This is a genomic window from Stappia sp. (assembly GCF_965276915.1).
Classification (GTDB): Bacteria; Pseudomonadota; Alphaproteobacteria; order Rhizobiales; family Stappiaceae; genus Stappia.
The window spans coordinates 2,068,685-2,090,455 of record NZ_OZ255709.1 but is presented as its reverse complement, the minus strand read 5'-3'; the positions used below and the strand labels follow the sequence as shown (position 1 = coordinate 2,090,455).

The window sequence follows — 21,771 nt, the reverse complement described above, 5'->3', positions numbered from 1 at the left end:
TTGCTCAGTCCCAAAGGTCGCGTCGTGATGGTATCGGGAGCAAGCCGCGGGATCGGCCTCGCGATCGCACGCAAGCTGCTGGACAAGGGCTACAGCGTCAGCGCCGGCGCACGCGACCCGCAGTCCTTGCGGGACGCGCTGTCGGACGCCCCGCAGAACCGCTTCGTTTGCTGCCGCTACGACGCGGCCGACCGCAGCACGCACCAGTCCTGGCTGGACAAGACCCTGGCCCGCTTCGGCCGCCTGGACGGTCTCGTCAACAATGCCGGCACGTCCAACACGTTCTCCATCGAGGAGGGCGACGAGGCGGAGCTCGACGCGCTGTGGGCGATCAATGTCAAGGGTCCGCTTTTCATGACGCGCATCTGCATGCCCCATCTGAAGGCGTCAGGCTCCGGCCGCGTCATCAATGTGGCTTCGCTTTCGGGAAAGCGCGTGCGCAACGAGAACATTGCCTACAATATGACGAAACACGCGGTCATGGCGCTGACCCACGGCACCCGCCGCATCGGCTGGGATCATGGTGTGCGCGCCACCGCCGTCTGCCCGAGCTTCGTCGCCACCGACCTGACCGACGGGGTCACCAAGGTCTCCCGGGAGGAGATGATCGATCCTGCGGACTTTGCCGAGATAACCGCCCTGGCGCTGGCCCTGCCGAACACGGCAGCCATGGCGGAAATGCTGGTGAATTGCCGGCTGGAAGACACGTTGTAGGAGCAGCGTGAACGAGGGCTTCAACAAAAAACAAAACCACGACCAGAGGATGAGAACATGAAGATCAGGACGGGAATTGCACTCGCAGCCATGATGGCGGCGAGCAACGCCTATGCCGCCGGAACGACGCTCAATGTCGGCATGGGCAGCGCCGATGCCGGCAAGCTGGACCCGCATGTGGCCACCTCGACGCCCGACAAGGGGTTGTTGCACTGGATGTTCAACGGCCTTGTGCGGATCAAGCCCGGCGAGGCCAGCCCGGAATTCATCGAGCCCGACATCGCCAAGAGCTGGACCAGTTCCGAGGACGGCCTGACCTGGGTCTTCTCGCTGCGTGACGATGTGGAATGTCACGGCGACTACGGCAAGCTTGACGCCGAGGACGTCGCCTACTCCCTGAAGCGCTCCTCCAACCCGGATATCTCCGCCTTCGCCAAGGATTACAGCGCGATCGACAGCATCGAGGCCAGCGGGCCGCTCGAGGTCACCGTCAAGCTGAAGGAAAAGGTGCCGAGCCTGCTTGGCCTGCTGGTGCCGTATCACGGCGGCAACATCGTGTGCAAAGACGCCGTCGAGGCGCTTGGCGAGGAATACCAGCGCACCCCGATCGGCACCGGCCCCTTCATGTTCGCCGAGTATCAGCCGCAGCAGTTCGTGAAGCTGGTCGCCAACCCGGAATACTTCCGCGGCGAGCCGAAGATCAAGGAAATCTACTACCGCTACATCCCCTCGGACGCCTCGCGCGATCTCGCCTTCCAGGCCGGCGAGATCGACATGATCTACGGCAAGCAGGAGCAGACCTGGGTCGAGCGCATCAAGCAGGTGCCGGGTACCAAGGTGGTGGTGATGAAGCCGGGCGAAATGTCCGTCATCCACCTCAACATGACGATGCCGCCGCTCGACGACGTGCGCGTGCGCAAGGCGGTCGCCCACGCGATCAATCGCGACGCCATGGTCCAGTTCAAGGGGCCGGACGTCACCCTCGCCGCGATCTCGCCGGTGCCCGAAGGCCATCTCGGCTTCACCGCCGACGTGCCGGACTACGAATACTCGATCGAGAAGGCCAAGGCGCTGCTGGCTGAAGCCGGCCATCCCGACGGCGTGACCATCAAGGCGATCCACACGACGCTGCCGGGCATGCTGTCCACGATGGAAGCGCTGCAGGCGCTGTTGCGCGAGGCCGATATCAATCTCGAGATCGAGACCGTCGAGCACGCCACCTTCCACGAGCAGATCCGCAAGGACATGAGCCAGGTGACGCATTACGCCGCCGCCCGGTTCCCGGTCGCCGACGTCTACCTGACACAGTTCTTCCATTCCGCATCGATCGTCGGCACCCCGACGGCGATCACCAACTTCTCGCATTGCGCGGTCGCAGATGCGGAGATCGAGGCGGCCCGGACCGAGGGCAACGCGGAAAAGCAGATCGAGTATTGGGCCACCGCCCAGCGCAAGATCATGGAAGAGGTCTGCGCCGTGCCGATCGTGCAAAGCATGCAGCTGTGGGCCTGGAAGGACACGCTCGACCTCGGTGTCGAGGTGAACGGGTCGCTGAACCTCAGCCCGCCGGTGACCGAGGCCGCATCGTTCTCGGAATAACACCCACTCCGCACCGGGAAGCCCCTCACGGGCCTCCCGGCAAGTGACGACGCGGTCCTCTGCGATAGCCGTCCCGGCTGGCAAAGGGGGCCGCTCTCATCCGCTGCTCCGGTCGCCGCCCCTGCGGCCCAACCCGGCGCGAGCGACGGAGGTGCCCTTGCATGACGGCTTTCATCCTCAAGCGGCTCGGCTTCGCGGCGATCACGCTGTTTGCCGTGCTGACCATCGTGTTCTTCATCGTCCGGGTGCTTCCCGGCGATCCGGCCATGGCCATTCTCGGCGACCAGGCGAGCGCATCGGCACTTGCCGCCCTGCGTGTCCGGCTCGGCCTCGACGTGCCGCTCTACCAGCAATATGTGGAGTTTCTTGCCGGCGTCCTCGTCGGTGACTGGGGCGTTTCCATGGTGTCCGGCCGGCCCGTGATCGAGGAGATCCTCAAGGTCCTGCCGGCAACGATCGAACTGACGCTTGCCTCGCTCGTCCTGGGGATCGCAGTCGGCCTGCCGACAGGCGTATGGTCAGCGGTCCGGCGCAACAAGCTGCCGGACTATCTCGCCCGCATCGGCTCGCTGCTGGGCCTCTCCTTCCCCGCCTTCGTTTCGGCCGTGCTTCTCCTGCTGCTGTTCGCGATCCAGCTGCGCTGGTTTCCGGTGATCAGTTCCGGGCAGGGCGACGGGCTCGGCGACCGGCTGCGCGACCTGGCGCTGCCCGCGATCAACCTGGGCCTGATCATGGCCGCCTACATCACCCGCGTGACCCGTTCCGCCATGCTGGAAGTCCTCAACCAGGACTACGTCCGCACGGCCCGGGCCAAGGGGCTCGCCTTCGCCGTGATCGTCTGGCGACACTGTCTCAGGAACGCCCTGATCCCGGTGGTCACCGTGGTGGGGCTCTATCTCGGCATCCTCATCGGCAATTCCGTGCTGACGGAAATCGTCTTCAACCGCCCCGGTCTCGGAAAGCTCATCGTCGGTGCGCTCAACCAGCGCGACTACACGATGCTGCAGGGAATGATGGTGATCTACACGCTCATCGTCGTGCTCGTGAACCTGGTCACCGACCTGACCTACGGCCTCATCGACCCGAGGATCAAATACGCATGACGACGCCCCAGACCGCCGTGACGGCAAGGCGCCCGTCACGCATGACCTATTACCGCCTCGCCCTGGCGACTGTCGGCCGGGGCGTGTTCAACGCCTTCAACGCCAACAAGACCTCGTGGGTGGGACTTGCCATCTTCGTGGTGGTGGCGCTGCTGGCCATCCTTGCACCGGTGATCGCCCCTTACGATCCACTCGACCAGAACATCCTATACCGGCTGAAACCGCCGTCCGAGGCCCACTGGTTCGGCACCGACTACTATGGCCGGGACACGCTGTCGCGGATCCTGTGGGGTGCCCGCATCTCGCTCGTGATCGGCCTGCTCGCCATCGGTTCGGCGATGATCATCGGCACGCTGATCGGCATGATCGCCGGCTATTTCGGCGGCCGCACCGATCTTCTGATCATGCAGGTGATGGACGTGCTCCTGGCGTTCCCCTCGCTGATCCTCGGCCTCATCGTCGTCGCCATGCTCGGGCCGTCGATCTCCAACCTGGTGATCGCGATCTCGCTCACGGCGATCCCGCCCTTCTCGCGGATCGCCCGGGCGCCAACGATTGCGATCAAGAACCGGGAATTCATCGAGGCCGGCCACGCGCTCGGCTATTCGCATATCCGGCTGATGTTCCGCCACATCCTGCCCAACATCGCGCCGGAGGTGCTGGTGATGGGATCCCTGTGGCTGGCGACCGCCATCCGTGTCGAGGCCTCGCTCGCCTTTATCGGTCTCGGCGTGAACCCGCCGACGGCCACCTGGGGCGGCATGATCCGCGAGGGCTTCGAGAACATTCTCGACAGCTTCTGGCTGGCGCTGTTCCCGTCTCTGGCAATCCTGATCGTCGTGTTTTCGCTCAACCTGCTGGGCGACGGCCTGCGAGACGCGGTCGACCCGCGCCTGAAGGGGGAAGAATGACCGAGCCCATCCTCAAGGTCGACGGCCTGACCACCTCGTTCCGCGTCGACAAAAAATGGCAGCCGGTCGTCCGCGACCTCGACTTCACCATCGACAAGGGCGAGACAGTCGCCATCGTCGGCGAGAGCGGCTCGGGCAAGTCCGTCACCGCGCTGTCGATCATGCGGCTGCTCCAGCCGGGCAGCAGCAGGATCGAGGGATCGGTGCGGCTGGCGGGCACCGACCTTCTCGGCCTTGACGAAGAGGCGATGCGGGACGTGCGCGGCGGCGATATCGGCATGATCTTCCAGGAGCCGATGACGAGCCTCAATCCGGTGCTCAAGATCGGCTTCCAGATCGCCGAAGTGCTGCGCCGGCACCGGGGCATGGACGCCGCCGCCGCCGAGGCCGAGGTTCTGCGCCTTTTCGACCTGGTACGGATTCCCGACGCCAGGCGGCGAATTGGCGAATATCCGCACAGCTTCTCAGGCGGCATGCGCCAGCGCGCCATGATCTCGATGGCACTTGCCTGCCAGCCGAAGCTGCTGATTGCCGACGAGCCGACCACGGCGCTCGACGTCACCATCCAGGCGCAGATCCTGGAACTCGTCCGCGAGCTCCAGAAAGAGATCGGCATGGCGGTGATGTTCATCACCCACGACATGGGCGTCGTCGCGGAAATCTCCGACCGGGTGGTCGTCATGCTGCGTGGCGACAAGGTGGAGGAAGCACCTGTCGCCGACCTCTTCGCCGCGCCGCAGCATGCCTATACGAAAATGCTGCTCGGCGCCGTGCCGAAGCTCGGCGGGCTCGGCGATACCAGGACCCCGCGCCGGTTCCCGAAGCTGGATGCGAACGGCGCCGGCCCGGAACCGGAAAACGAGCCGGACACACGCGGCAAGACGCTGCTCGAGGTCCGGAACCTCACCACCCGCTTCACCATTCGCGGCGGCCTGCTCAACAGGCCGGTCGGCAATGTCCACGCGGTCGAGGACGTCTCGCTGACGCTCGCCGAGGGCGAGACGCTGGCGCTTGTCGGGGAATCCGGATGCGGCAAGTCGACGACCGGCCGCTCGATCTTGCGTCTCGTGCAGCCCGCCGGTGCGGAAATCCTGTTCGAGGGCAAGGACCTGATGGCGGCCAACCATTCGGAACTGCGGATTGCCCGCAGGCGGCTGCAGATGATCTTCCAGGACCCCTACGGCTCCCTCAATCCGCGCCAGGCGGTCGGTTCGGCCATCGCCGAACCCATCCGGGTCCATGGGCTGATGGACGACGAGGCGATCCCGGACCGGGTGAGCGAGTTGCTCAACCTTGTCGGGCTGGAGGCGGAGCATGCGCTGCGGTTTCCCCACGAGTTCTCCGGCGGCCAGCGGCAGCGCATCTGCATCGCCAGGAGCCTGGCGCTCGAGCCCAAGGTGATCGTCGCGGACGAGTCCGTCTCCGCCCTCGACGCCTCGATCAAGGCGCAGGTGATCAACCTGCTTCTGGACCTGCAACGGGAACTGGGGCTCGCCTATCTGTTCATCAGCCACGACATCGCCGTGGTGGAGCGGGTCAGTCACCGTATCGCGGTCATGCTGCTCGGCGAGATCGTCGAGATCGGCCCGAGGGATGCCGTCCTGCGCAACCCCCAGCACCCCTACACGAAGAAGCTGATCGAGGCCGTCCCCATTCCCAACCCGGCGGAGAAACGCAAGCGCGGGAGCCTGCTCTCCGACGAGCTGAAAAGCCCTGTGCGCGCGCTCGACTGGATACGCCCGGCCTCGCGGATGTACCCCGTCGGCGAAGGCCATCTGGTGCGCGAGTTTTAGGGGCGTGAACTCGTAATTCCGGTGAGAACCGGCTTGAGGGAGCGGGACTGGATACCGGGAGCAGGCCCGCAGGAAGCCATCCGGTTTTCAAGGGGGGCGCCGCCGTTGCCAGCCCGTTCCCTCATATCCGGAGGGCGCCCGTCCGGCTTGGATCCGCGGCGTCGGACCGCTTGACCGGGATCCCTCCTTCCGGCCATCGCGGCCTTTCTGGCGGATCATTGCCGGACCGGGCGCCGTTTCCGGCACAATCATGAGTCCAAGCCCTGAAAGGGCGAAATATCCCTTTCCCGCCTTTCACAAAACAGTCAAGTGGTCACAGAGAAGATCGCGCCTGGCCAGCACGATCTTCAATTAACTCCATTGCCGAGACAAGATTTGCGAACTGAACTTCCGTCAATCCTCCAAAAATATATCTATGGACTGAATTTCTTTCTGTTGCACCTGCATTTATAATATCCTGAGTTTCCGTCGCCACGGAGAGAAGAGTTACCCTTCGATCGGCGGGAGAAACTGTCCGAACAACCATGCCACGTTCTTCCAGCAGCTTGGTTTGGGCCGTAACGAAGGTGGATTTCACATGCAGCTTTTCAGCAAGTCTGCCAACAGGAACGCCGTTTCCATTGTCGTCAGACATGATTGCGAACAAGATGAGCCACTGTGGACCACTGACGCCTAACTGCTTTGCCCATGCCTGGCGGATCTCATGCAGATGGTTCGACAGCGAAAACGCACTCCAGATAAACCGGTTGATACGATCACTATCGTCTGTAGCCGGAATGGCGACGTTCGAAGTTTTTTCCATAGCGCCGATCCCATGACCTGCTTCGCATTGTCCGATCCACCCAGGCTCGGAAATCCAAAAGTCCGGACCCAATGGTGCATCACCAATACAACCGTGACCAGTTTCTATATTCAGGCGGCCCCACGTTTTCCCTCGCAGGTTCCGAGTTCAATCTTCCCGACCGGATTGACCACGGTTTCCGGATAGAAATTCTGCCACACAACCCAGAAGGCCTCGGATTTCATAGTGCTAAGCCGCGGAAGGATCCTCCCGTCGACGCGACCGCCAAACGCGATGTCCACACCAACCGTTTCACGCGATCCGATGTACATTCCAAGGCTCTCGTCGTCCAGGTGATAGACGACATGAATGATCGTGCCTCCGATATCGAGGTCCAGCCGATCGTCGTGATCACGCACGTGTTGCTTTGTGACGGCGAAGTAAGTGTCCCCGACATTCGCTCCGAAGATTTTCTGCTTGTTGGGCAGTCTGGAATCGAACCGCTCGATTGTCGGGAATGTCGGTTTCTCCTTGCTCGCCTGCTCATCGACAGCATGGGCGAAAACCCAGTGCGTGATGCGGTCGAAGACGGCAAGGAAAGGGTTGCGTAGGAAAGAGGGAAACAGGTTCAGGAAGACCTGACCTTGCGGGAAGCGCTTCCTGAACGCGCGGAACGGCATCCGGTATGTCGCCACTTCGGGCATCCGCGGGCCGTTCTTGCCGTCCCGCTCCCTTGTTCCCCAAAACTGTTGAACTGGTTCGCCTGTAGATTTGTCCCACATGACCAGATTATTTTCGAGCTGGGTCACCGCCTCAAGCTCGACTGGCGCCCCGCCGATCTCGGGAACATAGGCGATCCCCATGTTGGTCAGCCCGCAATAGGTCAGAACCGTACCGTCAGGATCGCCAGGGATGCCCGCGACATGAGGTCTGAGCACATGTCGGTCCGGGTGGCCGAATGCGCCGCGTGCGGTCTCGACCACGATGAGGCTCGTCTCGTCATCGATATGAGGCGTTGCCTGCGATATATCGAAATAGCGTGCACCGGATTGTTGTGATCGCATCATGAGCTTGGGATTTACGTATCCCATGAACAGAAATATCAGGATCAGGACGCTTGCCCCGACGATGGCGATCACCGTGATCCGATCGAATCCTCCGACAGACGCCGCCGCAAGTCCGCACCCCCAGAGGATGCCCAAAGCCAGTATCATCGGATGTCTATTGTAGAACGTTCGCATGGTCTTCTTGCGGCTTGTGCGCAAAACCCACTGACTTATGTCAGCCAGGTCGCGGAAAAGAACAAGGCTCAACGCGAGGGCCGCAAGCATGAAGGTGAGCGCAGCGAGGGAGTGGATAGACATGGCAATCTCCGTTAATGAATAACTAAATTATATAATTTAGTTACTTATGTCAAGCTTGCCATATGCGACCGCGCGCCACTCCTTTCAACTGGCGCTGCCGCGGCCGGCCGGAGGCTGGCCACAACCGAAAGCGAGAGCGCAGGCGCAGAACCCGCTGCCGTTGTCCACCCTGACCACCTTCGCATAGCCCACCTCGCGGCAGACCCGATCACGGGTTTGCGCAGAACCCTCGCCCCGGTCGCTGAACCGCAGGTCGGTCGCGGACCCACGGCGGACATCACACAACATACGCGGGCGGCGATGGCAGTCCGCTTGGCGCGCCGGGTCCGGCACCTGCCCTATCGCGCCGTCCGATGGAACCAAATCATACGGGCCGCGTTCTGCTTGCGAAGGCCGCGCTTGCGGCACACAAACCTGAGGAGCGAGATCATGGGCATTGAGGTCGGAGGTCTGCTGGGTCTCATCATTCTGGTTCTCGACGTTTACGCCATCGTGAAGACGGTCGGATCGGGATCATCCACCGGTAGCAAGGTCGTCTGGGTGGTTCTCATCCTGCTCCTGCCGGTCATCGGCTTCCTGCTCTGGCTGGTCGCGGGACCGTCAAGACCGGCACGCGCATAACGCCCGCAACCCGGTCATCAAAAAAAACACGAGCCGATGGAACCAAGGCGATCGCGGTGCGTTTGCCTTGAACGTTCCGTCCTTGCGGCAGCGGCGCGGGCGCAGGTTTTCCCACTCCCGGCTCCTGAAATGCCCGGCCCCGGCAACGCGGGACAGCCTGGCTAGCCACTTGGGGAAGGTCTGTCCCGTCGCGGCCCTGCCTGTTCTTGAAAAGGAAATGTCTGACATGGCAACTCCGAGCCACAAAACCCTGCAAGAAGAAGTGCGGTCGGGCGCCGACGAGGACATTCACGCGCGCATCGGCACCCGTTTGAAGGCCTATTACGAGGACATCCTGACGCAACCGGTGCCTGACCGTTTCGAAAATCTGTTGAGACAGCTCGACGAACAAGGCGCTTCCCCGCGCGAACAGGAGAAACGCTGATGGCGAACGTACCTGTCGAAACCCGCGAGGAAATGCTGGCCTGCATCCCGAGCCTGCGCGCCTTTGCCACCTCCCTCACGGGCACCCGGGACCGGGCCGATGACCTCGTCCAGGAAGCGTTGATGAAGGCGTGGGCGAATATCGGCCGCTTCAAGACCGGCACCAACATGAGAGCCTGGCTCTTCGTCATTCTGCGCAACGCGTTCTATTCCAGCTGCCGCAAGACCAAACGCGAGGTGCCGGACCCGGACGGCCGGTATTCCGACACCTTGGCCGAACATCCGGGCCAGACCGCTCATCTCGACTTCGAGGATTTCCGCGACGCCCTTGCGCAGTTGCCGGAAGACCAGCGCGAGGCGCTTGTCCTGATCGGAGCATCCGGCTTCTCCTATGAGGAGGCGGCGGAAATCTGCGGTTGCGCGGTCGGAACGGTAAAAAGCCGTGTCAACCGGGCCCGCAACAGGCTGGCCGAAATTCTCAGTGTGGTGTCTGCCGGGGAGTACGGGCCCGACCAGTCCATCCAGGCAGCGGTTTCGATGTCCTCGGTGTCAACGGTAAAGCTCAGTGCCATGGAATAGATTACCCCCGACAAGCACAAGGCTTGATCGCCGATTGTTCGGCCATATCGCGGCGGCACTGGTGCCACTCGCCGCCCTGGCCTTCCTGTTGTCCTATTCGGACCATCTGCGCCGCGCGGACGAAGAACACGCCCGCTTCATCGACTACGCGCGCCTGATCGGCCAGTCGAGCGCCAAGGTGATGGCACGCGCGGAAGGGTATGCCGGCGCGCTTGCCGCCCTTCCCTCCACCAGCCTTGGAGATTGTGAAGATCTGTTCGCCTCCATGCGCGAGGAGTTGATCGAGGCCGTCGAGCTGGACATCGCCCGCGGTGGGGAACGGCTGTGCAGGGTCGTCCTGAGCGAGGGCAAAATCACCCCGCTCCCACCAGGCTCGGCGCGCGTGCCTGCTAGTGCCGCGATCGCCGTCTCCCGCATCAATGAAGCAACCGGCGTGCGCATCGGGATCGGCCTGCGCCCCCAGACGCTTCTCACTGCGCCGATCGCGGCCACGATCTCCAGCAATATCGGGTTTGCCCTTGTTGACGAAGTCGGCACCGTCCTGGCCTCTCACACCTATGACACCAACTATCAGCGAGCCTTTCTGGATGCTGTCGGCAGTCTCACGCCTGTGAACTGGCCAGCCGGATCGTTCACGGAGAACGACAACGGATGGTATATCGGCTCCGCCGCTTTGCCCGGCACGCAATACCGCGTCGTCACCGCCAGCCAACCCACGGCGACATTGCTTGAGCCCTGGCTCAGCATCACCAGCGCCCTCGCGCCCCCCCTCCTGCTTCTCGCTATCGTTTTCGTCGTGCTGCGCTACGGCATCCAGCGGTTCCTTTTGCGCTATCTCAACCACATCTACGCGACCTTCCGCAGATACGGGGCCGGCGACACCAGGGCGCGCGTCGGCGAACTGGTCGCCGCTCCGCCCGAGATAAGCCTGCTTGGAATAACGTTCGACATGATGGCCGACCGTATCGACCATCGGGCACGCGACCTGGAGGCAGCTCTCGGCGAACAGCAGCGGCTCAGCCGCGAACTGCACCACCGGATCAAGAACACCCTGCAGATGATCACCAGCCTCGTGGCGATGCAGCGGCGCGACGCAATGCAGGACAACGAGAAAGCCGTCCTGCGCGTTGCCCTGGAGCGGGTTCTGTCCATCTCTGCCGCATACCGGGTTTCCTATGCCTCGAACGAGGGGACGGACGTGGCCATAGAGGCCCTGGTTCGGGACGTGGTGGAATCGCTGAGGGGACCTGCGATGGTGTCACAAGGCAAAGTCCGAATTCTTTTCAGCGGGACAAGCCGATCGTCCATCGACCTCGACCGGGCAATCCCGTTGGCATTCATTCTTGCCGAACTGCTGCCACAGCGTTTCGACGGCCTGCAACACGGTGAGAGGCTCAATATCGAGATAGAGGGAGGGGAGACGATCTCCCTCCTGATTTCAGGGGCGAGCGGAATCGAGGAAGTCCTTGACGACGTGGAGGAAGAGGCACCGCTGCGAGCACGCCTTGTTCGTGCCTATCTTCGTCAACTCTCCGCATCCTGCACTTTGGAAGGCAACACGACACGACTGGAGATACCAGCGGCCCGCCAGCCGGAGACGCCCGATCGGGCCGGAAACTCGTCAATCTGACCGGCGCCGCGCGCTTCCGCTCAAGCCAATCCAGAAAAAAGCGCCGCGGACGATGGTGTAGACCGCGGCGCTTTGTCTTGAAGGGACAGGCTTGCTTGTCAGACCGTCGGCGGGCGACGGCCGCTGATCAGGCCGTAAATCACCGAAACGACGAAAAGCACCAGCGCGACCACGAAAATCAGCTTGGCGATCCCGATTGCGGTACCGGCCACGCCGCCGAAACCAAGAAACGCCGCGATCAACGCGATGACCAGAAACGTCAGAGCCCAGGCAAACATCGTTTTCTCCTTATCGTCAGTTCAGGATATTTCGGCGAGTTTCGTACAAAACCAGAGAAACTGACTTCAACTCGCAAGCACCCTGATCCATTCGCAAGATCAAGACCGCAGGCATGCGGAACGTCATGCGCTGTCCATTGAAGAACGCCTCAAGCTCAATTTGGTTCGATTGAAAATTGCCAGACCCGATTTGAGTTCCGCGATCATCGACAAGCCGTTCCGGACAGGGACATCAACACCCGTGTATCCATGCAGACATATTCTGCCCGGCCGGAACACCTTCGACATGCGGTTTGCATCGACCTGCCCCCTTTCGCGAGATCCAGGCCCGACGACAGGCGTCCCCGGCCTTTCCCTTGGATCCGGCCCTTTCAAATAAACCGCGAGCACCTCCCCGGCCGAGAACTCATGCAGGTCATCCATAAACGATTGAAAAAATCCCGGAACTTTTCCAACGGCAGGAAGTTGACCTGACATCAACAGCATGAACTGCGCATGCGACCACATGTACTGCGCGGATGCGTTGACGACGACGAATAAACATCGGGAGATCATGACATGATCCGCACACTTCTGACGACCACCGCCCTCGCCGCCGCCCTGACCACGGGCGCCCTGGCGGATGACGCAATGAAGACGGAGGGCCGGGCCGAGGCGGGCTCCGGTGACGCCGTCTTCTCCATCCAGTCCGACACACAGCCGATGCAAAGCGAAAACGGCTACTTCGCGGCCTCGCAGTCCCAGATCCTGGCGACCTCGCTGATCGGCAAATCCCTGTACAACGGAGCCAGCGGAGAAGCTGAGGCGATTGGCGAGGTCAACGACGTCGTCCTGTCGCAGACCGGCGAGGCCGAGGCCGTTGTCGTTGGTGTCGGCGGCTTCCTCGGCATCGGGGAGAAGGACGTTGCAATCGACTTCCAGCGTGTCAGCTGGGTCGAGCGGGACGGTGAGCGCTGGTTGACGATCAGTGCCACTCAGGAAGAGCTGGAAACCGCTCCCGCCTTCGATCGCACGGTGCTCATGCCCGAGAACACGGCCGAGATGTCTCGCGACAGGAGCGTGATGGCCGACAACCGGACGACCTCGTCGTCGTCCGGAACCGGGCAGCCGAGCGCGTCGGGTGAGACAACGGGCGCTGCTTCGACCGCTCCCGCGGTTCCCCTCGACAAGTCTGCCGAAGCGCAGGATCCGGCGATGCAGTCGGACGATACCGCAATGCAGTCCGACACCGTGGACCGGGATATCCTGGCCGAGGCATCTGTCGCCAGCGCCGACGAACTGATCGGTACGCCGGTCTACGGTGCTCAGGACGAGGACCTCGGTGCGGTCAATGATGTGATCGTGTCCAGGGACGGCGTGGTCGAGGCCTTCATTCTCGACGTGGGCGGGTTCCTTGGAATCGGCGCCAAGCCGGTCGCAATTGACGTGACCACGCTCGAGATCAAGAAGGACGAGAACGGCTCCCTGCATATCTACACCGATTACACGCAGGAGCAGCTCGAAGCCCTTCCGGAATACTCGGGCGACGCCACCGAAGCCAAGCCGGATGCAAACATCACCCAGTAGCATCCGACCTTTCCAAAGAAGACGCCGGCCGCCCGGCCGGCGTTTTCGCTTGTTCCGGTCCCGACACGACAGACCCGCAAATTTCCTGGAACGATTCCGCGCATGGCGCGTTGTTCCCTTACCCAATCAAGGAGGTACAAGATGGCCAGCACCGCTGCCGCTACCCGCAACACGACTTCCGGTTCCAATGCGCGCTCGGAAGAGCACGCGGCAACGATCGAGCAGAACATCGAACGCCTTCGCGGCGACATTTCGGCCCTCGCGGAGTCGATCACGCGCTATGGCACCGACAAGACCGGCGAGTACAAGGACCGGGCGAACAAGGCAGGCAAGAACATCGCGAATGCCTCCCAGCAGACGCTCGACAGCCTGACCGAGGAGCTCAACAAGCTGGAGCGTTCGCTGACGACGCAGGTTCGCGAGAAACCGCTGCAGTCGCTCGGCATCGCCGCCGGCATCGGCTTTCTCGTTGCTCTTCTTGCGCGGCGCTGACCGATGCTGCGCCTTGTGCCACTCTTGGCTTCGGCCCTTGGCACGGATTTCGGTGCGGTTCTGCGCAGGGGGCGCCGGTCGGCCCTGATTTGTCTCTTGGCCGGCGTCCTGCTGCTGGGTACATACGCTGCCGTGCTTGCCGCTGCGGGGCTTTATCTCTCCACGCTGCTGGGCGCCGTCAACGCGGCGCTTGCTATTGCCGCGGCGCAGTTGGCGATCGCCACGCTGCTGGTGGCGGCGCTGTCTCTCGTCAACTCGCTGGAACGGCGACGGGAGCGGAAACGTGAGGGCAGTCAGGCACTGCTTGCCACGCTCGCGCTTTCTGCGCTGCCCTCGCTGACGCGCTCGCGAGCCGGGCTCGGCCTGGCTGTTGCCGGCGGTCTGGCCTTGATCCTCGCGGCCAGGAATCGCGACGACAGCTGAAGTCGTCGCCCCTCAGGTCGCGGGCGTTGGCATGTCCGGCGCCGGCATCTCGCCTTCGGCAAGCGTCAGCAGTTCACGCAGTCGGGCACGGGCCCGGTTGACCCGGCTCTTTACCGTCCCGACAGCACAGTCGCAGATATCGGCTGCCTCCTCATAGGAAAATCCGGACGCCCCGACGAGAACGATCGCCTCACGTTGGTCGCTCGGCAACGCCTCCAGCGCCTGGCGGAAATCCTGAAGGGCAAGCGACGCATATTGTCCCGGGCCGACCGCGAGCCTTTCGGTCAGTTGCCCGTCACTGTCCGAAATCTCCCGCCCGGCCTTCCGGGCCCGGCTGTAAAAACCGTTGCGCAGGATACGAAACAGCCAGGCCTTCATGTTCGTGCCGAGCGTGAATGTGTGCTGGTTGGCCCATGCTCGCAGGATCGCATCCTGAACGAGATCATCGGCAAGGTCGCTTCTGCCGCAAAGAGAGACCGCAAAGGCGCGCAAGGCCGGCAACTGCGCAAGCAGAGCACGCTTGAACTCCGGATCCGGAGACGAGGGAGCTTCACTCATTTCCCGCCGGACCCGGAGACTTTTTTCTCCGCCTCGTCCAGTCGCTCCAGAAGCTCCAGAAACCTGTCGGGAATGTCCTCGTCCTGGACGGAATCGTAGAACTCGCGCAGCTTCTCCGTGATCTGCTCGTGGCTGACCGTTGAGTGCTTGCCTGGATGCGGCGTGCTCCCTGCCGCGGTTTTCTTGAATCCGTTCATGGAACGCGTGCCCGGTTGGTTTGCCTGTTCCAGGTTACAGGGCTCAACTCAAAAAATCACCCGCCGAGGGAACTTTCCGTTCTCCCGGGCGTTAGCTTGTTGTTGAATGCCGCCAAAGGCGAACAGGGAGTCACACATGTCACTTTCCACCCGCATTGCGTCTCATCTCCCGTATTTGCGGCGATACGCAAGGGCGGTCACAGGGTCACAGAAGTCCGGCGACGCCTATGTCGCGGCAGCTCTGGAAGCCCTCATAGCGGATGTCTCGAGCTTCCCCGAAACAGGGAACGACCGCGTTTCGATCTACAAGGTCCTTGCCTCGGTCTACGGCTCCGCCCGGATCGAGATAAGCGATGTTCCCTCGCCCTTCGCCTGGGAAAAGCGCGCCAGCGCGAACCTGGCCATGCTGCCCTCGCAAGCGCGTCAGGCGTTCCTGCTCACCTCCGTCGAAGGGTTTGCAAGCGAAGAAGCGGCCGAGATCCTGGATGTTTCGACAGACGAGGTCGACGAGCTTCTTCGCGAAGCCTCGCGCGGCATCTCCAGCCAAATCGCCACCGACATCCTGATCATCGAGGACGAACCGCTGATCGCGATGGACATCGAGCATATCGTCAAGGAACTGGGCCACCAGGTGGCCGGCATCGCCCGTACCCGCACCGAGGCTGTCGACCTCTTCGGCAAGACGCAGCCAAAGCTGGTTCTCGCCGACATTCAGCTCGCCGACGGAAGTTCCGGGATCGACGCCGTCAACGAGATTCTCCAGAACGACGACATTCCGGTGATCTTCATCACCGCCTTCCCCGAGCGGCTTCTGACCGGAGAGCGTCCGGAACCGGCGTTCCTGATCACAAAACCGTTCAATCCCGATATGGTAAAAGCCCTGATCAGCCAGGCGCTGTTCTTCGATCAGAGCGCCGGCGGCAAGGCCTGATCAGCATCTGGTCCCTGGCCGGGCGCGAAAGCTGCAAGACGACACGACAAAAGACCGGGCCGGAGCCTTCATGGCTCCGGCCCGGTCTTTTTCGTGCAAATCATTGCAACCGGATCACTGCCACGTCAGCCGCGTGTCAGCCAGTCGTCAATCTCGCGCTCGGCAGCCTCCTCGGCCCGGCCATAGCGCTCCTGAATCTTCCCGGCGAGTTGTTTGCGGTCCCCCCGGATCACGTCGAGATCGTCGCCGGTGAGACGGCCCCACTCGGCCTGGACCTTGCCCTTGAATTGTTCCCAGCTTCCTTCAACCTGGTTCCAGTTCATGAAAATCTCCTTCATTCTGGCGGAGCCATCCTTCGCGGCTCCACAAAGGCAACGCATTGTCGGGCGAGAAGTTCCCGGAGTTGTCCCGAGCCGATCCCTGCTTCAACGCCAGCCTGACAGGCAGATAAAACCCGTTGGCAGGCGGAGGTTGTGATTGTAGAAAAATCCCATTCCTTGCAGGGAAGTATCGCGTGATCAGAATTTTGCCGCCGGTCGTGTTTGCAGTCGTGGCCCTGATCGGAGCCTGTGTGACCCTGGTGGTCTACGACGCTGAAAAGGCCGCCGATCGTGTGCGCTTCGAAAGCCTCGTCGACGGTGCGGTCGATCGCGTCGTCGACCGGGTGTATCAACACATCGCCCTGCTGATCTCGACCCACGCCTTCTTCTCAGCCAGTTCCGGCGACGTATCGCGCGCGGCCTTCGCCCGTTTCGTGGCCGAGCTCGACCTTGAAGGCGAGTTCAAGGGCATTCGCGGCATAGGCTACGCACAACTCATCGAGACAGGCGATGAACAGGGGATCGAGCGGGAACTCTTGCGAAACTACGCCGTGGAGCGCGAGGTCTGGCCCGTCACGACAATCGAGCGGCGAGCACCCATCACGTTTCTGGAGCCGTTTGACGCGCGCAACCGCGCGGCCCTTGGATACGACATGTTCAGCGAGGCGCGCCGCCGGCAGGCGATGGAAGAGGCGATAGCCAGTCGCGAGCCACGTGCGAGCGCCCCGGTTCAGCTCGCCCAGGAGATAACACAGGTCAAGCAGGCGGGCTTCCTCGTCTACATCCCTTTCAGCGCGACACCAGCCGACGCCGTACAGGGCTTCGTCTATTCTCCCTTCCGCGCCGGCGACCTGCACACGGCAGCGCTTGGCAGGCAACCGGTCCTGCCGATTGCACTCAAGACGCAGGATGCGAGCGATGACGAACCCATGCTCCTCTACCGCTCCGACGGGTTTTCCGAGGACGGCAGCCTCTCCCGGCTGACAGCAGAACGCACGGTAGAGGTCGTCGGCCGGACGTGGGTGTTTTCAGCGCATGCCACAAGTGATTTTCGCGACCGCGCCAGTCACCTCAACTCCCTCGTGGTCGGCACGATTTCCCTGCTTCTCGCAGTCGCCTTCGCCATGTCCACACGCTTCCAGATCAAGTCCGTGGCAGCTGCCCACAGCTTACGCGCCGCATCCGAGAGAGACATCAAGGAAAAGGACCTGATGCTTCAGGAAATGAAGCATCGCATCAAGAATTCGATCGCCCGCGTGCTCGCGATAGCCAGGCAGACCGCCAGCAGTTCGAGCGACATGGACGAGTTTTCGCAGTCCTTCGCCGCGCGGCTCAACGCGATGGCCAATGCCCAGGACATGCTGACCCGCTCGCACTGGCGACGCACGGATCTGCGCGAGCTGCTTGCAACGGAACTCGAGCAGGTGTTCGGAACAAGTCATGCTGACGACAAGATCGACGGGCCGCCGGTGCTTCTCGACGAACGCGCGACCCAGGCGCTCGGTCTCACGTTCCATGAACTTGCAACCAACGCCCTCAAATACGGGGGCCTGTCGGACGATGGCGGCGATCTGCGCATCCGGTGGGAGATACACGGCCCGCGGCGGGCGAGAAAACTGCGGCTCGAGTGGATCGAAACCTCGCCGGTGCCTGTGTCGCCACCTCAGGACAACGGCTTTGGAACCCGCCTCATCGAGGCCAACATCCTCGGCGAGCTCGGTGGCACGCTTGAGCGGACATTCCCGCCGGAAGGCATGCGCTTCACCATGGTCATTCCTGTCGGGCCGTCGTGACCTTGCGATCACATGACCGCCACGGCGCGGGGGAACTTTTGCGTTCCAAATGCGTTCTATCCTGACGAGGACCGGCAACTGGCCGCGGTCCATCCATCCTTCAGGAGACGCGGATCCCCTTGCAAACCGTCGATTTCGAAGCCCTCCTCGCCAACACATCGCGACTTGCGATCATCGCGATAGGCATTGTCACGGTGATCGCGGCGCTTGAATACGCGCAGATGATCCTGGCACCGATCTTCCTGGCAATTGTCATCGGTCTGATGTTCGGTCCCTTGTCCGACCGGATCGAGCAGATGGGCATCCCGGGCTGGATTTCGGCGCTTGGCGTGGTGGCAACCTTCCTCATGCTCATCGCCGTGGCCGGAACCGCCTTCGCGGTTCCCCTGTCCGGCTGGATGGACAGGCTTCCCTCCATCTGGGAGCGCCTGCAATCGGAGCTGACAAGCTGGAAGGGCGTGGTTGCGTCCATCGGCGGTATCCAGGAAAATCTGCGGACGGCGATGGGTCAGGGAGCAAGCATGAAGGTCGACGTGGAGGACACGTCCGCGGTCGAGAGCGTCGTCTTCTTTGCACCCGCCTTCATGGCCCAGATTATCCTGTTCCTGGCCAGCATGTATTTCTTCATCGCGACGCGTAACGACATTCGCGAAGCCGCGCTTTCGCTTTGTGTGAACCCGAGACTGCGCCACAGCGCCCGGCGCATATTCGTAGAAGTCGAGGCGCGCGTGTCACGCTATCTTCTGTCGATCACCGCAGTGAACATCGTCCTGGGACTCGCGGTGTCGGCCACGCTGTTCGCACTGGGCGTTCCCTCGCCATTTCTGTGGGGCATGCTGGCGGGTGCGCTCAACTACCTGATCTATATCGGCCCGGCGGTGATGGCACTGATCCTGACGGGTGTCGGGCTGGCAACGTCCGACAGTACGCTGGGCATCCTGCTGCCCCCGGCTGTCTATCTCGGCCTCAACCTGCTCGAAGCCCAGTTCCTGACGCCAGCCGTTCTGGGCCGCGCCATGACGCTGAATCCCTTTGTCGTGCTTCTGTCGATCGCGACATGGATATGGCTGTGGGGGCCGGCCGGCGGTTTCATCGCCGTTCCCTCGCTGCTGATCCTGGATGCCATCCTGAGGAACATCATGCCGGCACAGCCCGAAGAGCCCACGCGGCTTCTTGTGTAAGACGCCCTCGCCCGGCGAGCCTTTCGGCCGATTGCGGTCGTCAATGCGTCCCCGCGCAGAGCTGCGGCATGTCGCCCGCGTCCGGGGACTGGCGACGACAGACCTCGATCACCTGTTCGCGCAACCAGACATGCGCCGGCGACAGATGCGTGCTCTTGTGCCACATCATCTGGATATCGAGCGGAGGCAGGTCGATGGGCGGCGAGAAGGTAATCAGGTCGAAACGGGCGGTGAACAGTTTTGCTAGCCGTTCCGGCATCGTCGCGACGAGATCCGAGCGCTCGAGCAGAAACGGCACGCCGACGAAATCGGGTTTCGAGATGGCCACGCGGCGGATCAGGTTCATCTTCGCAAGCGCCTCGTCGAGCACGGCCCGATACATGGTCGCCTCGGCCGGCTCGATCGCCACATGGTCAAGGTCGCAGAAGCCGGCAAGCGTCAACGGACCGGCGATGGCCGGGTTGCCGCTGCGCGCAAGGCAGACCATCCGGTCGGAAAAAACCCGCCTGGAGATGAGGTCGCCCGGAGCATCGGGAAAATAGGACACCGTCAGATCGACGCTGCCTTCTCCGAAAACGCGGGCCAGCCGGAACGGATCCGGCCCGACGACGCGCAACTTCACATGCGGTGCAAGCTCGCGAAACCTTTGTTGCAGCGACGGAATGAGGATCGCGTCGATATAATCGGTCAGGATCAGCGTGAAGGTTCGCCGCGAATGGCGCGGATCGAACCCGCCACTGTCATCCACGAGCCCCTCCATTTCGCGAATGAGGATCTGGACACGCTCGTGCAAGCCCCGCGCCACGTCGGTCAGCACATGCTTGTTGCCCTGCCGTATCAGCAACGGATCGTCGAACACCTCGCGCAACCGCTTCAGGGTCATGCTCATTGCCGGTTGGCTCATTCCCAGCCGCGCCGCGGCCTGGCTGACGTGCCGCTCGCGCAGGAGCGCTTCCAAGGCTCGCAGGTCCTTCAGGCTGTAGTCGATGCCAACCATTTCATACTCTTTAATTATTCGATTTTCGAATAGAGGCTATCAAAGCCAGCCAGTTGCCGCAAACATTCCTCGTCCTCCATTGTCCTTCCTGATAGCTCTCCGCATTTCTCCGGAGGGCTTGCCGGTTGAATGCCGGATATGAGGGAACCGTACAGGGAGAGCAGAATGGCTCTGAAGACCATCCGGGTGAGCCGGGAAGAAATGCGCAAGCGCGTTGCGCTGTTTTCGGAACTGAAGGGGTTTGACGGCGGCCTGCCGGACAGCGACCATCCCGACTGCAAGCGTACGCTTTACAATGTCGTCGGCTTCCAGCCGCCCGAGGGCGCGGACGTTGCAACGACATCGCCCGTGGGTGCGCAGGCGGCCGAGAATGCCTCGATCAAGATCTCCGAGGGATTCAATCTGGGTTATTGCCATGCCAAGCCGGGCAAGGGCCCGATGATGCACAATCACGACACCAACGAGACTTTCATTCCGATGACGGGCCGCTGGCGGTGTTCATGGGAGATCGACGGCCAGGTCGAGGCCTTCGAGCTCGGGCCGCATGACGTGATCTCGTTCCCGCCCGGCGTGCAGCGCCGCTTCCAGAACATCACGTTCGACGAGCCGGACACAGAGCATCTCCTGATGTTCGTGATCAGCGGCAACCAGCCGAAGGCGGAATTCTCGCCGGGCTCTATGGACGAACTGCGCGACCGCGGTCTTCTGACGACCTGATGGCCGGCGAAGCGATGTCGACGCACGAAGAGCAACCTGCCGCATTCGATGCTGCTTTCCCCAGGACGCAATTGCCGGAAAGCCCGCTGTCGTTTCGTCGCGGGCCCTCGGCGAACGGGCGCGCCGTACTGCTCCTGCCGGGTGCAAGCGGGACCTCGGAGTTCTTCTGCCTTGTCGCACCGCTTCTGCGCGACGGCGGCTGCGATCCGGTTCTGGTCGACTATCCCGGAACGCTCGAACCTCGCGCCCTGGCGCGGGAAACGGGAAAGCTGGCAATCCGGCTCGGTCTTGCCTCGCCGCTCGCCGTGGGATGTTCCTACAGCGCCTGGTGGCTGCAATATGCGGCGACGGCGGATCCTTTCGCCGCCCTGATCCTGTGCAACGGCTTCGTCGAAGCGGAGGACCTGAAAGGAAATCCGCTGTTCGACCACGCCGCGATCGCGGCCACGCCGGCGACGGAATTGCGCGAGCAATGGCGCGACCGCGCCGCCGGCGGGCCGTCGACGCCGCTTTCCGCCCTTCTGCTCAAGGCCATGACGGGATGGCTTTCGGAGGAGGACCTGAAAGGACGCCTGATGCAGGTCACCGCCTCGCGACCGGTTCCCGGTCCGGAGCGTTTTGCCGGGCCGGTCACGGTCATCGACTGCCCCGACGACCCGATCGTCACCGCTCCGGCACGGGCTCGGTTCCGGAGAACATGGAAGGAGGCCGGTCACCGACAGGTGCCCGGCGGTCACTACCCTTATGTCAACGCACCGGAAGACTTCGCACGCGCTGTGCTGGCGTCGATCTGACGGAAA

Annotated in this window: 25 protein-coding genes; 17 read left to right on the top strand and 8 right to left on the bottom strand. The window is 62.5% G+C overall.

What is annotated here, in order from left to right:
- From ACQY46_RS09780 to ACQY46_RS09760, 5 genes are all read left to right on the top strand, one after another.
- Complete coding sequence (locus ACQY46_RS09780) at positions 1 to 714, top strand: SDR family NAD(P)-dependent oxidoreductase (RefSeq protein WP_428700051.1); 714 nt, start codon at positions 1 to 3, stop codon at positions 712 to 714.
- A gap of 57 nt (positions 715 to 771) precedes the next feature.
- A complete protein-coding gene (locus ACQY46_RS09775; protein ID WP_428700050.1) occupies positions 772 to 2,313 on the top strand; it encodes an ABC transporter substrate-binding protein in 1,542 nt (513 codons plus the stop codon).
- Between the two features lie 161 nt (positions 2,314 to 2,474).
- On the top strand, positions 2,475 to 3,416 hold the full coding sequence (locus ACQY46_RS09770; protein WP_306031393.1) for an ABC transporter permease: 942 nt from the start codon (positions 2,475 to 2,477) through the stop codon (positions 3,414 to 3,416).
- Complete coding sequence (locus ACQY46_RS09765; protein ID WP_428700049.1) at positions 3,413 to 4,327, top strand: ABC transporter permease; 915 nt, start codon at positions 3,413 to 3,415, stop codon at positions 4,325 to 4,327. Before ACQY46_RS09770 ends, ACQY46_RS09765 begins: the two co-directional genes overlap by 4 nt.
- Positions 4,324 to 6,120 (top strand): ABC transporter ATP-binding protein, encoded by a 1,797-nt coding sequence (locus tag ACQY46_RS09760; RefSeq protein WP_428700048.1) that lies wholly within the window; start codon positions 4,324 to 4,326, stop codon positions 6,118 to 6,120. Before ACQY46_RS09765 ends, ACQY46_RS09760 begins: the two co-directional genes overlap by 4 nt.
- Before the next feature lie 313 nt (positions 6,121 to 6,433).
- Here the strand turns inward: ACQY46_RS09760 and ACQY46_RS09755 are convergent, their stop codons facing one another.
- Together ACQY46_RS09755 and ACQY46_RS09750 are read right to left on the bottom strand one after the other, a co-directional pair.
- Positions 6,434 to 6,922 carry a MarR family winged helix-turn-helix transcriptional regulator gene (locus tag ACQY46_RS09755; RefSeq protein ID WP_428700047.1) on the bottom strand — a complete coding sequence of 163 codons (489 nt, stop codon included), beginning with the start codon at positions 6,920 to 6,922 and terminating at the stop codon, positions 6,434 to 6,436.
- 110 nt (positions 6,923 to 7,032) lie between these two features.
- A complete protein-coding gene (locus tag ACQY46_RS09750) occupies positions 7,033 to 8,265 on the bottom strand; it encodes a DUF3179 domain-containing (seleno)protein (RefSeq protein ID WP_428700046.1) in 1,233 nt (410 codons plus the stop codon).
- A gap of 429 nt (positions 8,266 to 8,694) precedes the next feature.
- Here ACQY46_RS09750 and ACQY46_RS09745 point away from each other — a divergent pair, with 429 nt between their 5' ends.
- The 4 genes from ACQY46_RS09745 to ACQY46_RS09730 all read left to right on the top strand — a co-directional run bounded on the left by ACQY46_RS09745 (position 8,695) and on the right by ACQY46_RS09730 (position 11,518).
- Positions 8,695 to 8,886 (top strand): PLDc N-terminal domain-containing protein, encoded by a 192-nt coding sequence (locus tag ACQY46_RS09745; RefSeq protein ID WP_428700045.1) that lies wholly within the window; start codon positions 8,695 to 8,697, stop codon positions 8,884 to 8,886.
- 226 nt (positions 8,887 to 9,112) lie between these two features.
- A complete protein-coding gene (locus tag ACQY46_RS09740; RefSeq protein WP_428700044.1) occupies positions 9,113 to 9,310 on the top strand; it encodes a NepR family anti-sigma factor in 198 nt (65 codons plus the stop codon).
- Positions 9,310 to 9,888 (top strand): sigma-70 family RNA polymerase sigma factor, encoded by a 579-nt coding sequence (locus ACQY46_RS09735; RefSeq protein WP_428700043.1) that lies wholly within the window; start codon positions 9,310 to 9,312, stop codon positions 9,886 to 9,888. The genes ACQY46_RS09740 and ACQY46_RS09735 overlap by 1 nt, the downstream gene beginning before the upstream one ends.
- Positions 9,889 to 9,922: 34 nt before the next feature.
- Complete coding sequence (locus tag ACQY46_RS09730) at positions 9,923 to 11,518, top strand: sensor histidine kinase (protein WP_428700042.1); 1,596 nt, start codon at positions 9,923 to 9,925, stop codon at positions 11,516 to 11,518.
- A 98-nt stretch (positions 11,519 to 11,616) separates the two neighbouring features.
- Here the strand turns inward: ACQY46_RS09730 and ACQY46_RS09725 are convergent, their stop codons facing one another.
- Both ACQY46_RS09725 and ACQY46_RS09720 read right to left on the bottom strand, forming a co-directional pair.
- Entirely contained in the window at positions 11,617 to 11,796 is a 180-nt protein-coding gene (locus ACQY46_RS09725; protein WP_306031386.1) for a DUF1328 domain-containing protein, read from the bottom strand.
- A gap of 123 nt (positions 11,797 to 11,919) precedes the next feature.
- A complete protein-coding gene (locus tag ACQY46_RS09720; RefSeq protein ID WP_428700041.1) occupies positions 11,920 to 12,351 on the bottom strand; it encodes a hypothetical protein in 432 nt (143 codons plus the stop codon).
- 3 nt (positions 12,352 to 12,354) lie between these two features.
- Here ACQY46_RS09720 and ACQY46_RS09715 point away from each other — a divergent pair, with 3 nt between their 5' ends.
- The 3 genes from ACQY46_RS09715 to ACQY46_RS09705 all read left to right on the top strand — a co-directional run bounded on the left by ACQY46_RS09715 (position 12,355) and on the right by ACQY46_RS09705 (position 14,277).
- A complete protein-coding gene (locus ACQY46_RS09715) occupies positions 12,355 to 13,362 on the top strand; it encodes a PRC-barrel domain-containing protein (RefSeq protein ID WP_428700040.1) in 1,008 nt (335 codons plus the stop codon).
- Positions 13,363 to 13,503: 141 nt separating this feature from the next.
- The gene (locus ACQY46_RS09710; RefSeq protein WP_428700039.1) at positions 13,504 to 13,854 is read left to right on the top strand and encodes a DUF883 family protein; all 351 of its coding nucleotides are present in this window, start codon (positions 13,504 to 13,506) and stop codon (positions 13,852 to 13,854) included.
- Between the two features lie 3 nt (positions 13,855 to 13,857).
- Positions 13,858 to 14,277: a hypothetical protein gene (locus ACQY46_RS09705; protein WP_428700038.1), complete on the top strand. Its 420-nt coding sequence runs from the start codon at positions 13,858 to 13,860 to the stop codon at positions 14,275 to 14,277.
- A gap of 12 nt (positions 14,278 to 14,289) precedes the next feature.
- Here the strand turns inward: ACQY46_RS09705 and ACQY46_RS09700 are convergent, their stop codons facing one another.
- Together ACQY46_RS09700 and ACQY46_RS09695 are read right to left on the bottom strand one after the other, a co-directional pair.
- On the bottom strand, positions 14,290 to 14,835 hold the full coding sequence (locus ACQY46_RS09700; protein ID WP_428700037.1) for a sigma-70 family RNA polymerase sigma factor: 546 nt from the start codon (positions 14,833 to 14,835) through the stop codon (positions 14,290 to 14,292).
- Positions 14,832 to 15,032, bottom strand: a complete 201-nt coding sequence (locus ACQY46_RS09695) for a NepR family anti-sigma factor (RefSeq protein WP_428700036.1) — start codon at positions 15,030 to 15,032, stop codon at positions 14,832 to 14,834. Before ACQY46_RS09695 ends, ACQY46_RS09700 begins: the two co-directional genes overlap by 4 nt.
- Before the next feature lie 136 nt (positions 15,033 to 15,168).
- Between ACQY46_RS09695 and ACQY46_RS09690 the strand changes: the two genes are divergently transcribed.
- Positions 15,169 to 15,963 (top strand): response regulator, encoded by a 795-nt coding sequence (locus ACQY46_RS09690; RefSeq protein ID WP_428700035.1) that lies wholly within the window; start codon positions 15,169 to 15,171, stop codon positions 15,961 to 15,963.
- 125 nt (positions 15,964 to 16,088) lie between these two features.
- Here ACQY46_RS09690 and ACQY46_RS09685 read toward each other — a convergent pair whose 3' ends face one another.
- Positions 16,089 to 16,286 carry a CsbD family protein gene (locus tag ACQY46_RS09685; RefSeq protein ID WP_428700034.1) on the bottom strand — a complete coding sequence of 66 codons (198 nt, stop codon included), beginning with the start codon at positions 16,284 to 16,286 and terminating at the stop codon, positions 16,089 to 16,091.
- Positions 16,287 to 16,477: 191 nt separating this feature from the next.
- Between ACQY46_RS09685 and ACQY46_RS09680 the strand changes: the two genes are divergently transcribed.
- The gene (locus ACQY46_RS09680) at positions 16,478 to 18,076 is read left to right on the top strand and encodes a CHASE domain-containing protein (RefSeq protein WP_428700033.1); all 1,599 of its coding nucleotides are present in this window, start codon (positions 16,478 to 16,480) and stop codon (positions 18,074 to 18,076) included.
- A gap of 119 nt (positions 18,077 to 18,195) precedes the next feature.
- Positions 18,196 to 19,257, top strand: a complete 1,062-nt coding sequence (locus tag ACQY46_RS09675; RefSeq protein WP_428700032.1) for an AI-2E family transporter — start codon at positions 18,196 to 18,198, stop codon at positions 19,255 to 19,257.
- Positions 19,258 to 19,297: 40 nt separating this feature from the next.
- Here ACQY46_RS09675 and ACQY46_RS09670 read toward each other — a convergent pair whose 3' ends face one another.
- Positions 19,298 to 20,254 carry a LysR family transcriptional regulator gene (locus ACQY46_RS09670; protein WP_428700031.1) on the bottom strand — a complete coding sequence of 319 codons (957 nt, stop codon included), beginning with the start codon at positions 20,252 to 20,254 and terminating at the stop codon, positions 19,298 to 19,300.
- 165 nt (positions 20,255 to 20,419) lie between these two features.
- Between ACQY46_RS09670 and ACQY46_RS09665 the strand changes: the two genes are divergently transcribed.
- Both ACQY46_RS09665 and ACQY46_RS09660 read left to right on the top strand, forming a co-directional pair.
- Positions 20,420 to 20,971, top strand: coding sequence for a hypothetical protein (locus ACQY46_RS09665; RefSeq protein ID WP_428700030.1), 552 nt, complete (start codon positions 20,420 to 20,422; stop codon positions 20,969 to 20,971).
- Positions 20,972 to 20,985: 14 nt separating this feature from the next.
- Positions 20,986 to 21,765 (top strand): alpha/beta fold hydrolase, encoded by a 780-nt coding sequence (locus ACQY46_RS09660; RefSeq protein WP_428700029.1) that lies wholly within the window; start codon positions 20,986 to 20,988, stop codon positions 21,763 to 21,765.
- Positions 21,766 to 21,771 lie beyond the last annotated feature (6 nt).